The sequence below is a fragment of the Streptomyces sp. NBC_01210 genome, assembly GCF_036010325.1.
In the GTDB taxonomy this organism is placed as follows: domain Bacteria; phylum Actinomycetota; class Actinomycetes; order Streptomycetales; family Streptomycetaceae; genus Streptomyces.
On sequence record NZ_CP108549.1, the window covers coordinates 7,956,796 to 7,970,077 of the forward strand.

12 protein-coding genes and 1 tRNA gene are annotated in these 13,282 nt (G+C 70.2%); 8 read left to right on the forward strand and 5 right to left on the reverse strand.

Going from position 1 to position 13,282, the window contains the following annotated elements:
• Positions 1-101: 101 nt before the first annotated feature.
• Positions 102-1,325 (forward strand): cytochrome P450, encoded by a 1,224-nt coding sequence (locus OG735_RS35940; protein ID WP_327327318.1) that lies wholly within the window; start codon positions 102-104, stop codon positions 1,323-1,325.
• A 155-nt stretch (positions 1,326-1,480) separates the two neighbouring features.
• Entirely contained in the window at positions 1,481-2,272 is a 792-nt protein-coding gene (locus OG735_RS35945; protein ID WP_327327319.1) for a cobalt-precorrin-6A reductase, read from the forward strand.
• Positions 2,273-2,300: 28 nt separating this feature from the next.
• Here the strand turns inward: OG735_RS35945 and cobF are convergent, their stop codons facing one another.
• Positions 2,301-3,056: a precorrin-6A synthase (deacetylating) gene (cobF, locus tag OG735_RS35950; protein ID WP_327327320.1), complete on the reverse strand. Its 756-nt coding sequence runs from the start codon at positions 3,054-3,056 to the stop codon at positions 2,301-2,303.
• Positions 3,057-3,128: 72 nt separating this feature from the next.
• Here cobF and OG735_RS35955 point away from each other — a divergent pair, with 72 nt between their 5' ends.
• Genes OG735_RS35955 through OG735_RS35965 form a run of 3 tightly spaced genes read left to right on the forward strand, consistent with a single transcriptional unit; the run spans position 3,129 to position 5,919 of the window.
• Positions 3,129-3,854: a (Fe-S)-binding protein gene (locus OG735_RS35955; RefSeq protein ID WP_327327321.1), complete on the forward strand. Its 726-nt coding sequence runs from the start codon at positions 3,129-3,131 to the stop codon at positions 3,852-3,854.
• Positions 3,851-5,269, forward strand: coding sequence for a LutB/LldF family L-lactate oxidation iron-sulfur protein (locus OG735_RS35960; RefSeq protein WP_327327322.1), 1,419 nt, complete (start codon positions 3,851-3,853; stop codon positions 5,267-5,269). Before OG735_RS35955 ends, OG735_RS35960 begins: the two co-directional genes overlap by 4 nt.
• Positions 5,266-5,919 carry a LutC/YkgG family protein gene (locus OG735_RS35965; protein ID WP_327327323.1) on the forward strand — a complete coding sequence of 218 codons (654 nt, stop codon included), beginning with the start codon at positions 5,266-5,268 and terminating at the stop codon, positions 5,917-5,919. Before OG735_RS35960 ends, OG735_RS35965 begins: the two co-directional genes overlap by 4 nt.
• Here the strand turns inward: OG735_RS35965 and OG735_RS35970 are convergent.
• Both OG735_RS35970 and OG735_RS35975 read right to left on the reverse strand, forming a co-directional pair.
• The gene (locus OG735_RS35970; RefSeq protein ID WP_327327324.1) at positions 5,908-6,381 is read right to left on the reverse strand and encodes a DUF309 domain-containing protein; all 474 of its coding nucleotides are present in this window, start codon (positions 6,379-6,381) and stop codon (positions 5,908-5,910) included. The two genes, OG735_RS35965 and OG735_RS35970, sit on opposite strands and share 12 nt — an antisense overlap.
• Positions 6,382-6,433: 52 nt before the next feature.
• Positions 6,434-7,858 carry an MFS transporter gene (locus tag OG735_RS35975; RefSeq protein ID WP_327327325.1) on the reverse strand — a complete coding sequence of 475 codons (1,425 nt, stop codon included), beginning with the start codon at positions 7,856-7,858 and terminating at the stop codon, positions 6,434-6,436.
• A gap of 107 nt (positions 7,859-7,965) precedes the next feature.
• Here OG735_RS35975 and OG735_RS35980 point away from each other — a divergent pair, with 107 nt between their 5' ends.
• The 3 genes from OG735_RS35980 to OG735_RS35990 all read left to right on the forward strand — a co-directional run bounded on the left by OG735_RS35980 (position 7,966) and on the right by OG735_RS35990 (position 11,715).
• Positions 7,966-8,481 carry a winged helix-turn-helix transcriptional regulator gene (locus tag OG735_RS35980; protein WP_327327326.1) on the forward strand — a complete coding sequence of 172 codons (516 nt, stop codon included), beginning with the start codon at positions 7,966-7,968 and terminating at the stop codon, positions 8,479-8,481.
• A 154-nt stretch (positions 8,482-8,635) separates the two neighbouring features.
• Positions 8,636-8,709, forward strand: a tRNA-Pro gene (locus tag OG735_RS35985).
• A 720-nt stretch (positions 8,710-9,429) separates the two neighbouring features.
• Positions 9,430-11,715, forward strand: a complete 2,286-nt coding sequence (locus OG735_RS35990; RefSeq protein ID WP_327327327.1) for an FG-GAP-like repeat-containing protein — start codon at positions 9,430-9,432, stop codon at positions 11,713-11,715.
• Positions 11,716-11,804: 89 nt separating this feature from the next.
• Here the strand turns inward: OG735_RS35990 and OG735_RS35995 are convergent, their stop codons facing one another.
• Positions 11,805-12,563, reverse strand: coding sequence for a hypothetical protein (locus OG735_RS35995; RefSeq protein ID WP_327327328.1), 759 nt, complete (start codon positions 12,561-12,563; stop codon positions 11,805-11,807).
• The gene (locus OG735_RS36000; protein WP_327328569.1) at positions 12,560-13,219 is read right to left on the reverse strand and encodes an RNA polymerase sigma factor; all 660 of its coding nucleotides are present in this window, start codon (positions 13,217-13,219) and stop codon (positions 12,560-12,562) included. The genes OG735_RS35995 and OG735_RS36000 overlap by 4 nt, the downstream gene beginning before the upstream one ends.
• Between the last annotated feature and the right edge of the window lie 63 nt (positions 13,220-13,282).

The window sequence follows — 13,282 nt, forward strand, 5'->3', positions numbered from 1 at the left end:
GGCGGGGCTCGGGCACCATGGCCGGACGTGCCGCGGCCGAACATCCGGACGACCGGTGCGTCCACAGTGCAGGAACCTTCCTTCCGCCCCGGAGGCGCCGCGTGGCGAGCAAAGATCACGCCAGGCTCGACGAGCTGCAACGCGATCCCTACCCGCTCTACGCGCACGCGCGCCGGGCCGAGGGCCTGACTTTCGTTCCCGAGCTGGATGCCTGGCTCGTCGCGCGGGACACGGACGTACGGGAAGTGCTGCGGCGGCCCGAGGAGTTCTCGTCGGTGCGCGCGCTGCTCCCCGACGTCATGCCCTCGCCGGCCGCGCTGGAGGTGCTGGCCAAGGGCTACGGAAAGCGCCCCACCGTCGTCTCCACCGACGGCCCGGCCCATCAGCGCCACCGGGCCCCGCTCAACAGCGGCCTGTCCGCCGGCCGGGTCGCCGCGCTGGTGCCGTACGCCGCCGAGCGCGCCGAGGCGCTGGTCGACGGCTTCGCGCCGGACGGCGGGGTCGAGCTGATGGAGGCGTACGCGCGACAGCTGCCCGGTCAGGTGATCGGGCGGCTGCTCGGGCTCGACCCGGCGGATGTGCCGGCCGCGGTGCACGGCGGCTACCGCGCCGAAGAGCTGCTGTTCCGACCGCTGGACCCGGACGAGCAGGTCCGGGCCGCCGAGGATGTTGTCGCGCTGCAGAAGCTTCTCGACACCTATATACGGGACCGGCGGAAGAGCCCGCGCGACGACCTCTGCTCGGCGATGGTCGCCGCGCTCGCGCCCGGCAGCGGCGATCTCACCCTCGACCAGCGCCACGAGCTGGTGTCGAACCTCCAGAACTTCCTGATCGCCGGGCATCTCACGACCACCGCGCTCATCGGTACGACGCTGCTCCATCTGCTGAGCGACCGACGGCAGTGGGAACTGATCTGCGCCGACCCGGCGTTGATACCGGCAGCCGTGGAGGAGGCCGCGCGGTACGACACCGCGGTCCAGGGTTTCAGACGGACCACCACCCGGGCCGTGACGATTGCGGGCACCGAACTCCCTGCCGGGGCAACGGTGTTCGTGGCATACGGATCGGCCAATCGCGACGAGGACCGTTACGAGCGGCCCGAGGTCTTCGACATCACGCGGCCGGTCTCCCGGCAGCATGTGGCCTTCGGCCACGGTACCCACGGCTGCCCCGGCTCCCAGCTCGCCCGTGAGCAGCTCCGGCTGACCATCGGGCTGTTCGCCCGCAGGGTGCCCGGTCTGCGGATCGACGAGGACCGGCTGCCGATCGTGATGCGGCCCACCCTGATCCATCGCTCGCCCGAAGCGCTCCATCTGACCTGGTGACCTGATCCGTTTCGGACAGAGTGTGCCCGCCCCCTGGGCGAAGGTGGCGACGTGTGACATGGCACTACGCCTCGGGTCATGATCGCGCGTACCGCGTCCTCGTCCCAGGCCGGGCGAGCGCGTACGCGATCCACGGGCGAAGTAGCCTCGGTCCCATGCCCGGCACGCACATCCTGATCCTCGGCGGCACGGCCGAAGCCCGACAGCTCGCCGCCGAGCTGACCGGGCGCGGCGGCCTCCGTGTCACCACCTCGCTCGCCGGCCGGGTGGCGCAGCCCCGGATGCCCGCCGGAGAGGTACGCATCGGGGGTTTCGGCGGCCCGGAAGGTCTCGCCGACTGGCTGCGCCAGCACCGCGTCCATGCCGTCGTCGACGCCACGCACCCGTTCGCCTCCGTCATCAGCGCCAACGCCGCGCAGGCCGCGGCAGCCGTCGGTATCCCGCTCTGCGCGCTGCGGCGGCCCGGCTGGAGCGCCGGCCCCGGGGACCACTGGCATTCGGCCGTCTCGCTCGTCGACGCCGCCGCGCAGCTGCCCGCGCTGGGTCGGCGCGTCTTCCTCACCACCGGACGTCTCGGCCTCGCCGCCTTCGCATGCCTCGATCAACTGCACTTTCTCGTACGGTCGGTGGAGCCGCCCGAGCCGCCGCTGCCCCGCCATATCCGCGTCCTGCTGGACCGCGGACCGTTCACCCTCGAGGGCGAGCGGGAGCTGCTCCGTACGCATGACATCGACGTCCTGGTGACGAAGGACAGCGGCGGGCCCGCCACCGCCGCCAAGCTCACCGCCGCGCGCGAGCTGGGCATGCCCGTGGTGGTGGTCCGCCGTCCGTCCGCGCCGCCCGGGGTGCCCCTCGCGCCGGACGTGGCGGGCGTACTCGAACTGCTCGGACAGCTCGGACAGCTCGGACAGCTCGGACAGCTCGGACAGCTCGGACAGGTCGGATAGTTCCGACCGCTCCGACCACTCGGCCCCCTCAGCCGCGGCGCAGCAGATAGGTGTCCATGATCCAGCCCTTGCGGGCGCGCGCCTCGGCCCTCAGCTCCTCGATCCGGTCGGAGACCTCCGCCAGCCGCCCCGACACCAGGATCTCGTCCTCGGTGCCCACATAGGCGCCCCAGTAGATGAACAGGTCCTGGTCGAGATGGCGGGTGAAGGCCTGCCGGGCGTCGAGCATCACGACCACATCGTCGACGCCGTCCGGCCAGCCTTCGGCGAGCCGCCGGCCCGTGGTGATCTGCACGGGACGCGCGACCCGGTTGAGACCGGTGCGGTGTCTGGCCAGCAGCGCGGAGACACTGCTGATGCCGGGAATGACCTCATGGTCGAACGCGACCGCGCCCCGTTCGAGGATTTCCTCCAGGATGCCGAGGGTGGAGTCGTACAGCGCCGGATCGCCCCAGACGAGGAACGCCCCGCACTCGTCCTCGCCCAGCTCCTCGGCGATGAACCGCTCATAGAGGTCGGCCCGGCGGCGGCGCCAGTCGTCGACCGCGGGGGAGTAGTCCGATGTTTTCCGGTCCCGCTCCGGATCGCGTGCCTCGATCAGCCGGTACGAAGGGTCCTCGATGTGCGCGTCCAGAATGTCGTGCCGCAGTCGCGTCAGATCCGACTTCTCCTCGCCCTTGTCGAGCATGAAGAACGCATCCGCCTTGTTCAGCGCCTTGACCGCCTGCAGCGTCAGATGGTCGGGGTCGCCCGCCCCGATGCCGATCACATAGATCTTTCTCACCCTGTCGAGTCTGCCGCATCCGGCGGTTCGTGGGACCTACCGGGGCCGCCGGTAGCGGCATATCCTCCGACCATGCGTGTCGCACTCTTCGTCACCTGCGTCAATGACGCGTTCTATCCGGCCACGGGCATCGCGACAGTGAGACTCCTGGAGCGGCTGGGGGTGGAGGTGGACTTTCCGGCCGCGCAGACCTGCTGCGGACAGCCACAGTTCAACACCGGCTACCGGCGCGAGACCGAGCCCCTGATACGGCGGACGACGCGGGCCTTCGAGGGGTACGAGTACGTCGTGACGCCGTCAGGATCGTGCGCGGCGATGGTGCGTGACCACTACCCGAAGTTCGGCGAGACCTCGCTCCCCTCCCGTACATACGAACTCACCGAGTTCCTCGTCGACGTCCTCGGCGTCACCGATGTCGGCGCCTACTTCCCGCACACCGTCACCTACCACCCCTCCTGCCACGGTCTTCGGATGCTCCATCTCGGTGAACGGCCGCGGAAGCTCCTCGACGCGGTGAAGGGCCTGGAGCTGCGCGAACTGCCCGGCGCCGAGGAGTGCTGCGGCTTCGGCGGCACCTTCGCCGTCAAGAACGCCGAGGTCTCCGCCGCCATGGGACGGGACAAGGTCCGCAATGCCGTCTCCACCGGAGCCGATGTGCTGTGCGGAGCCGACAACTCCTGTCTGATGCACATCGGCGGGATCCTGCGCCGCGAGGCTGTGCCCATGAAAGGCGTGCCGCTGCGCGCCCTGCACATCGCGGACATCCTCGCCAGTACCGAAGAGGAGCCCTACGTATGAGCGGCACGTATCTCGGGATGCCGTCCTTCCCCGAGGCGGCCAAGGAAGCCGTGCACAATGTGACGCTGCGCGCCAATCTGCGGCACGCCACCCACACCATCCGCGACAAGCGGGCCCTGGCGGTGGCGGAGCTCGCCGACTGGGCGGAGCTGCGCGAGGCCGGCAAGCAGATCAAGGACCACACGCTCCGTTATCTCGACCGCTATCTGGAGCAGTTGGAGACGGCGGTCACCGAGGCCGGCGGCACCGTGCACTGGGCGGCCGACGCGGCGGAGGCCAACCGGATCGTCGCCGGTCTGGTGAAGGCGACCGGCGAGCGCGAGGTCGTCAAGGTCAAGTCGATGGCCACGCAGGAGATCGGTCTCAACGAAGCCCTGGAGGCCGAAGGCATCTCGGCCTACGAGACCGACCTCGCCGAACTCATCGTGCAGCTCGGCGACGACCGGCCCTCGCACATCCTGGTTCCGGCCATCCACCGCAACCGTGGCGAGATCCGCGACATCTTCCAGGACCGGATGGGGAGTTGGGGACGGCCCGCTCCCGACGGCCTCTCCGACAACCCCACCGAACTCGCCGAGGCGGCACGCCTCCACCTCCGCGAGAAGTTCCTGCGGGCGAAGGTCGGTATCTCCGGTGCCAACTTCATGGTCGCCGAGACCGGCACGCTCGTGGTCTTCGAGTCCGAGGGCAACGGCCGGATGTGCCTGACCCTCCCCGAGACGCTGATCTCGGTGGTCGGTATCGAGAAGGTGGTGCCGAGCTGGCGTGATCTGGAGGTCTTCCTGCAGACGCTGCCACGCTCATCGACCGCCGAGCGCATGAACCCGTACACCTCCATGTGGACCGGCACCGCTGACGCCGACGGACCGCAGAGCTTCCATCTGGTCCTCCTCGACAACGGCCGCACCAACGCCCTCGCCGACGAGGTCGGCCGCCAGGCGCTGCGCTGCATCCGCTGCTCCGCCTGCCTCAATGTCTGCCCGGTGTACGAGCGGGCCGGCGGGCATGCGTACGGCTCGGTCTATCCCGGCCCGATCGGCGCCATCCTCAGCCCCCAACTGCGCGGCATCCAGAGCGAGATCGATGCTTCTCTGCCGTACGCGTCCTCTCTCTGCGGGGCCTGCTACGAGGTGTGCCCGGTCGCCATCGACATCCCCGAAGTCCTCGTCCACCTTCGCGAGAAGGTCGCGGACCAGGGAGGCAAGGGCCACCGCCTGGAGAAGGCCGCGATCAAGGCCGCGGGCTGGGTCCTCGACCATCCCGCCGCGCTCGCCGCCGGGGAACGCGCCGCGTCCAGGACCCGAAGGCTGCACCCGAGGAAACTGCCGGGCGCAGGAGCCTGGACCGCCGACCGTGAACTGCCCGAGCTGCCCGCCGAATCCTTCCGTGACTGGTGGAAGAGGAACCGCACATGAGCGCCGGACCCCACTCCCGTACGAGCTCCCGCGACCGCATCCTCGCCCGAGTTCGCAGCGCTGTCGCCGCCGCGCCCGAGGCTCCCGTGCCGACCCGCGACTACCTCACCACCCACACACCCGACGACCCGGCCGCGGTCCTCGACCTCCTCCACGAGAACCTCGCGGACTACCGGGCCGTCGTCCACCGCACGACCGCGGACGAACTGCCGTTGCTGCTCATGCGGCTGCTCGCGTACCGCGGCTCCGCGACTGTGCTGGTACCGCCCGGACTGCCGCCCGAGTGGCTTTCCGCCGCCGACGCGACCCGGATCCACGACCGTTCGGTCTCCACCGCGCAGGAACTCGACGCCGTCGACAGTGTCGTCACAGGATGCGCGCTCGCCATCGCCGAGACCGGCACGATCGTGCTGGACGCCGGTCCCGGACAGGGCCGTCGGCGCATCACGCTCATCCCCGACCACCACATCTGTGTCGTACGCGTCCCGGACCAGGTCGTGGCGTCCGTACCGCAGGCGATGCCCCGCCTCGACCCGACCCGCCCGCTGACCTGGATCTCTGGACCCTCCGCGACCAGCGACATCGAACTCGACCGGGTCGAGGGTGTCCACGGCCCGCGCACCCTCGAGGTCGTCCTGCTACAGGGCTGAGGTCAGCCGCGGCGCCTCGGCGCCCGCGTCCACCGGTCCTTGGACGCGGGCCGAGAGTTCACGCGCCCAGGCGGTCAGCCCGGTCACATCGATGCCGTACGGGTCGCGAAAGCCGGCGATCCGGTCCGCGCCTCTGAGCAGCAGCCGTGCGCCGCCCGCCGTATTGCCGCGGGCGGCGTGCGTGAGCCCCACCGCCAGCTGCGCGAGCCCTCGCCACAGCTCACGCTCGGCCTCGGGACCGGACTTCCAGGCGTCCTCGAAGACCTCGTGCGCATGGAAGGGCATGCCCGCGTCGAGCAGCCGCTGTGCCTCGGTCAGCGTCTCACCGGGCGTACGCACCACACCCTCGGGCTGCCGTTCCACCCCCGGTGTTCCGTACGGGAGCGGGCGTCCCAGCCCGTCGCGAGGGCGTGCGTTGCGTGCGCGCCCCTCGATGTCGCGGTCCCTCCGTGCCTTGTCCACACCTCAATTGTCCACTGTGGTCCGACAGGCGCCCGCCGTCAGCCGTCAGCGGTCAGCGGTCACCGTCGGTCTTCGCCGCAGGCCGTGAGTGCGGCAGGAGCAGGCAGCACGCGGCCGCCGCGGCCACCGTCGCCACCAGAGTGAAGATCCAGCCGTGGCGGAAGGCGTCCGCCGCCGCCGCACCGTGCGGTTTGCCGAGCACGGCGACCAGCCCCGCGACACCCACCACACTGCCGGTCTGGCGCGCCATGGTCACCACGCCCGAGCCGGTGGCGAAGTTCGCCGGAGGAACCCTGGTGACCGCCGCGCCCACCAGCGTGGGCAGTGTGAAGCACACGCCGACGCCGGTCAGCACCATGCCGGGCAGCAGTCCCAGCACATAGTCGTGCTCCTTGACGCTCAGGGCCGCGATCCACCAGAGAAGGCCGATCGCGAACAGCCCGCTGCCGGTCGCGGCCACGACGGCCGCGCCGAAGCGCTGCACCAGCAGGCCCGCGTACTTTGACAGAAGCGGCACCATGACGGGGCCGGGGCTGATCGCCAGACCGGTCTGCAGCGCGGACCAGTGCCATACGTTCTGGCACCAGAGCGCCGCCGAGAGCAGCATTGCGCCGAAGGCCGCCGCGAACAGCAGATTCGCGAGCAGGGCAGGGCCCATGGCAGGCGTCCGCAGCAGCTGCAGCGGCAGGACCGGCACCGGGTGCTTCGCCGAGCGCCGGACGAACAGCGCGAGCAGTACGATCCCCGCCAGCAGCACGATCGCCGGCGAACCCGAAGTCCAGCCCCAGTCCGGGGCCTTGACCAGCCCGAGTGCGACCGCGCCGATTCCGGCGGTCAGAAGTGCCGCGCCGAGCAGATCGCTGCGGCCGCTCTCCGTACGACGTGCGGTGGGCGTTATCGCGCTCCGGCCGACGATGACGGTGGCGATACCGACCGGAACGTTGATCAGGAAGATCCAGCGCCAATCGGCCTGGGCGAGCGCGCCGCCGACCACCGGGCCGAGCGCGGCGGCCAGCCCGCCCAGCGCCGCCCAGTTGCGTACGGCGGAGCCGCGCTGTTCCGGCGGGGCGGCGGCCAGAAGGATGCCGAGCGAGGCCGGGATGAGCAGCGCCGCACCTGCCGATTGCGCGACGCGAGCGGCCACGAGCAGCCAGACGCTCGGCGCGAGCGCGCACAGCACCGAGGCCACGGTGAAGACGGAGACACCGAGCAGATACGCGCGGCGCGGTCCGTTGCGGTCCGCGAAGCTGCCGGCGGGGACGAGCAGCGCGGCGAAGACCACGGCGTAGGCATTGAGCACCCAGGACACGGAGGACAGCGAGGCTTCGTGGAAGTGGCCGCTGATGTGGGGGAGCGCCACGTTCACGACGAAGAGGTCGAGGTTGGACATCGCCACGCCGGCGGCAACGACGGCGAAGACGAGACGGAAGCGCGAACTCGCCGCCGTGTCCTCGACGGGTGGGGCCTGCTGGACCATGATTCGTCACTCATTTCCGGCCGACTCGCGCCATGGTTTGAATATCAAACTGACTTCTCGGGACGCGATGCTAGAGGCAGTGAGTTGGATGTGGCAACCTAGGGAGCATGAAGGCACGCACCAAGGAGGGCGGCACGCTTCCCGCCCCGGCCCTGGACTCGCGCGGCAGGCCGTGTTCGATCGCGGCGTCGCTGCAGGTCGTCGGTGAGAAATGGGCGCTGCTGGCCGTCAGGGAGATCAGCCTCGGCAATCACCGGTTCGCCGCGATCGCCCGTAACACCGGCGCTCCCCGCGATGTCCTCACCGTGCGGCTGCGCCACCTGGAGTCCGTCGGCATCCTCGTCCGGCGGCCGTACAGCGAGCATCCTCCGCGCTTCGAATACCACCTCACCGAGGCGGGCCGGGACCTGCTGGTCGTGCTGACCACGCTGCGCGCATGGGGTGACAGGTGGCTCGTCGACGAGCCACCGGCGGTCTTCGGTCACTCCTGCGGCGAGGAGCTGGAGATGGTCCACAGCTGCCGCCACTGCGGAGAAGAGGTCGTCCCTGAGGATTTGCGGCTGGATGTGCGTGCCCCCGGCTGGAACGTGCGTGGGCCGGTCGAGCCGACGGCCGCGGAGTAACCCGCCGAACCCGGATCACTTGAGGCACGGTGTGATGCCCTCGCCGTCGGGGCCACCGCGGGGCATATGACCGCAGGCCGGACGTCCAACCGCCCCGCGAAGTGGGGTAATGTTCTCTTGCGCGCTCGGCCGGAAATCCGGAAGAAGCGCGCACCGGGACGTGGCGCAGCTTGGTAGCGCACTTGACTGGGGGTCAAGGGGTCGCAGGTTCAAATCCTGTCGTCCCGACTTTTCGAAGTCGCAGATCAGAGGCCGTATCGAAGAGATTCGATACGGCCTCTGATCGTTTTACGGACCAGCTGCGGGCAGTGTTCCCGCCCGCTCGGTGGCGAAGACGACCCGGTGCCCGGCGTCGTACTCGTACTCGCGCTCGCGCCCTGACGCAACGGCACCAACAATGCGTGATCCGCATCACAGCCAGCCGCTGCCCGTGATGTTTCGTCAGCGCGGTGCGCTGGGTATCTCAGGCCGCCCATGTGACGGGTGCGCCGCAGGTGAACATTCTGGAGAGGTGGGGCACTTGAGCCCGCGTACGTCGCATGCGTACAGACCATTGAGCATGAAGCGCCGAGCCTGGCTGACCGTCGGCGCCGTCGTCCTGGGCGGGGCGGGGGTGGTCACCATCGCCACGGCCAACCCGTCCGACTGCCCAAGAAGCCGCATCAGCAGGAGCGGGCGGCTGAACTCCGTACGCTCGGGCTGGACAAGGGTGGAGCCAGCGAGCGGGAGCTGCCGGCCACCAGCACCGAGCCGTTCTCCCTCGTCGGTATCGGCTGGGACAGTGCCACGGCCGCGGTCGAAGGCACGGCACGGGTACGTACGCGCAATGCCGAGACCGGCAAGTGGTCCGGCTGGCAGGCGCTCGAACTGGACGCACACCGGCCGGACGGGGCCGAGGGCACGGCACACGGAGCGTCCGAGCCGCTGTGGGTCGGACCGTCCACCGCGGTGCAGGTACGCGTCGACTCGGGCAAGGCGCTGCCCAAGAACCTCAAGCTGCACATGGTCGACCCCGGTGTGAGCAGGACCGAGGCCAAGAGCCCGGCCGCCACGGTCATGGACAACGCCGCGTTCGCGGTGGACGAGACCCCGTCCGCCTCCCCGAGCGATCCGGTCAGCCCGAGCGATCCGGCGTCGCCGACCGACACCGCGACTCCCCTGGACTCGGCCACACCGACGAGCTCTCCGACCGACACGGCCGGCCCGACTGTGACGCCGACCGCGACGCCGAGCCCGACTCCCACCAAGCCGACCGCTCCACCGTCGACGGTGAAGCAGCCGCCGATCATCGGCCGCGCCCAGTGGGGCGCCGACGAGTCGATGGTCGACGACCCCGCCGAGTACATAGACAGGGTGCAGGCGGTCTTCATCCACCACACCGTCGGTTCGAACAGCTACAGCTGCGCCGAGTCGGCCGCCCTGGTCCGCGGCATCATGACGTACCACGTCAAGACCGAGGGCTGGAACGACCTCGGCTACAACTTCCTGGTCGACAAGTGCGGCCAGATCTTCGAGGGCCGGGCCGGCGGCGTCGACCTGCCGGTCAAGGGCGCGCACACGTACGGATTCAACAGTTACTCCACCGGCATCGCTCTGCTCGGTGACTTCGAGGGCGATGCCGCCACCGGAAAGCCTGCCGGAAAGCCGACCACGGCCGCTCTGCAGTCGGCCGCCCGTGTCGCCGCCTGGAAGCTCGGCCAGTACGGAGGCAGCCCGAAGGGCACGGTCACGCTCACGGCCCAGGGCAACACCGGCAAATGGACCGAGGGCCAGCAGGCCACGATGAATGTGATCTCCGGCCACCGTGACGCCTTCGCGACCGCGTGCCCGGGCAAGAACCTGTACGCCAAGCTCTCATCGATCCGTGACTTCGCCGCGAGCGCGGGGCGCAACTCAGCGATCCCCACCTCCGACTTCGACCGGAACGGCATCACGGACCTGGCCGTCGGCCTGCCGAAGACCGCGGCCACCGGTGGCACGGTGAGTGTCCTGCCCGGCGACACGAGCGGGCCGGTGGCCACGGCCCGGCGCACCCTCACCCAGGCCTCACCCGGCGTCCCCGGAGAGAACGAGACCAGCGACAACTTCGGTTCCTCGGCAGCGCACGGCGACGTCAACGGTGACGGCTACGCCGACCTCGCCGTCGGCGCGCTCGGTGAGGACGACGACTCCGGCCACGGAGACACCGGCTCGGTCACGGTCGTGTACGGCCCCGGGCTCGACACCGGCAAGCAGTACATGACCTCTCCCGCGTACCGGCTGGTCAGCGAGAAGCTCGGCTCCGCCGTCACCGTGGGCGACTTCAACGCGGACGGCAAGGCCGATATTCTGACCGTCGCTCCGGGCAAGCCGGGCCGCTGGTGGGTGTTCGAGGACAAGTCCGAGTACGCCACGAAGGCCGGCTTCCTCGGCACCTCCGCGTACACCGCGGCGACGAGCCTCTCCTCCGCCGTGACCGGTGACTTCAACAAGGACGGCTACGCCGATGTGGCGATCAGTTTCCGCGACCCGGGCGGTATCGCACGCCTGCTGTGGCTGAAGGGTTCCTCCACCGGTCTGCAGCGGGTCGGCATCCTGGACGCCAAGGGCGGCCGCTCCCTCGCCGCCGGTGACCTCAACGGTGACGGCTATGCAGACCTCGCCGTCGGTCAGCCCGTCGCCGCCGAGTCCGGTCACACCGCCAAGGGCGGCGCCGTCACCGCGGTGTTCGGCTCGGCGACCGGGCTGACCTCGACCGGCAGGCTGACATTCAGTCAGGACACCACCGGCGTCCCCGACACCGGCGAGACCGGCGACGACATGGGCGCGTCCATCTCCATCGGCGACGTCAACCTCGACGGATACGGCGACATGCTCACCGGACTTCCGGGCGAGGACATCACCCGCAACGGCGTCGCCCGGAGCAACGCGGGCCAGGTGATCCTGCTCCGCGGTTCGGCCACGGGACCGACGGCCACGGGGTCGGTCGCCTACCACCAGGACACCGCGGGTGTGCCGGGTGACACCGAGCCCAACGACCGTCTCGGTTCGTCCGTTTCACTGACCGATCTGTCCGGCTACACGCGGGCGGATCTGGCCATCGGTGCTGACGGCGAGGACGCGAACAACGGCGCGGTCCTCCAGATCGACAACAGCGGCACGTCCGGAGTGATCCCCTCGTCGGGCGTGTACCACGGCGTCACGGCTCTCGGCGCGCCGGCAGGCGCACGCATCGGCCTGGTGCTGACCCCCTAGCCCGACGGCCGCTGACGGAATGCGGCCGGGGTCCCACAAAGAAGGGGCCCCGGCCGCGCACCAGCGCGCAATGCACCTTCGTCGGTTTGTCAGTTCGCCTGGCTCCCAGACGGGTTCTGTCCGGGAGCGCTTCCGTTCTCCCGTCCGTTCTGCTGCCCGGCGGGCACGGGCGGATCCTTCTTGTCGTCCTTGGACGGACCTGTGTTGGGCGGCTGGTTGAGAGGCTGCTCGCTCAACAGCCGTGCGCAGTACGCGGCAACGGAGTCGGGACCGCCGGCGGCGTCTTCGAGATGCTGTCGCGCAGTACTGTCCAGCGACCGGCCCCGCCCCTGCTTCGACTCGTACACACGGCACTGCGCCAGTTGATTCCGGGCCTTGGGCGGAGGCTCGCCGGAAGTACGCGCGGTTGGTCCGGCCGCCGATGGCACGGGGGCGGAGGGGCGCGCAGGGCCGGGGGTCTCCATGTCCTGAGCCGAGGAAGCGCTGGGCGACGGTTCGGGCTTCTCGGGCGTATCGCCGAACGGTGTCGGGATCGCGCCGGCCGCCATCGCCACGCCTCCGAGCGTCAGCCCGGCCACGAGAGTGCCCAGTACCACCTTGATCCAGCGGGTCCGGACCCGCGGCTCCACGGGCCGCCAGTCATCCATACGCCGGGTGCGCGCTGTCGGCGCACCCTCCTCGCGCGTCGCCCGGAAGGCTGCGACGGCGCGCTCCTCCGCTTCCGGTGCGGCGGGCGCCGGGCGGGCGGCGGCAGCGAGCAGCTCATCGAGCGTCGGCGTCCGTGCCGGCGTCGGCGTCCGCGGCTCGTCCCCGGAGTCCATGGCACCTCTGGATCGGTTCTCGGTCATGTCGCTTCTCCCAGCGCACGGGAGTCCGAATCTGTCACACGGCTTCGCTCGAGCGTCGCCAGGTGCTTCTCCAACCGTCTCAGCCCGCGGTGCGTGGCGGACCGTACCGCCCCGGGCCGCTTGCCCAGCACCCGCGCGGCCGCCGCCCCGTCAAGTCCGATGACCGTCTGGAGGAGCACCGCTTCCGCCTGTTGTCGGGGCAGGGTCGCGATCAGCGCGAGGGCACGCTCCGTCGAGATGGCTTCGAAGGCCTCTCCGGCTGTGTCCTGCCCGGCAGGCAGCTCTCCCAGCTCCTGTTCGAGGAGCGTGCCGCGCGGTCGGCTCTTCAGCCGACGCAGATGGTCGATGGCCCGGTTGCGCGCGATGCGCGCCGTCCACGCACGGAAGCCCGCGCCGTCCCCTCGGAACCGCCCCAGGTCACGCGCGATCTCGAGCCACGCCTCGGACGCAACGTCCTCGGCATCGTCCCCGACCAGGCCACGCAGATAGCCCAGCAGAGGAGGGTGTACGCGTCTGTAGGCAGCGGCGAAGGCCCCTTCGTCCCCTTCCTGTGCCCGCGCGACTTCCTCACCGAGCTCCGCGTCGTACGTCTCCGCACGGCGGCCGCCCCCCCACCTTGCCCACTCGGTCCTCTTTGTCGCGCCGGCACGGCACACCTTGTCGATGTCCCCTACAGACAACAGCGCCAGGGCTCGTGGGAATGTCACAGGTGTTCGAAG

Coding starts and splice junctions, on each gene's coding strand:
- OG735_RS35995 (WP_327327328.1), bottom strand. CDS start 12,563: ATGACCGAGAACCGATCCAGAGGTGCCATGGACTCCGGGGACGAGCCG.
- OG735_RS35980 (WP_327327326.1), top strand. CDS start 7,966: ATGAAGGCACGCACCAAGGAGGGCGGCACGCTTCCCGCCCCGGCCCTG.
- OG735_RS35975 (WP_327327325.1), bottom strand. CDS start 7,858: ATGGTCCAGCAGGCCCCACCCGTCGAGGACACGGCGGCGAGTTCGCGC.
- OG735_RS35960 (WP_327327322.1), top strand. CDS start 3,851: ATGAGCGGCACGTATCTCGGGATGCCGTCCTTCCCCGAGGCGGCCAAG.
- OG735_RS35945 (WP_327327319.1), top strand. CDS start 1,481: ATGCCCGGCACGCACATCCTGATCCTCGGCGGCACGGCCGAAGCCCGA.
- OG735_RS35955 (WP_327327321.1), top strand. CDS start 3,129: ATGCGTGTCGCACTCTTCGTCACCTGCGTCAATGACGCGTTCTATCCG.
- OG735_RS35965 (WP_327327323.1), top strand. CDS start 5,266: ATGAGCGCCGGACCCCACTCCCGTACGAGCTCCCGCGACCGCATCCTC.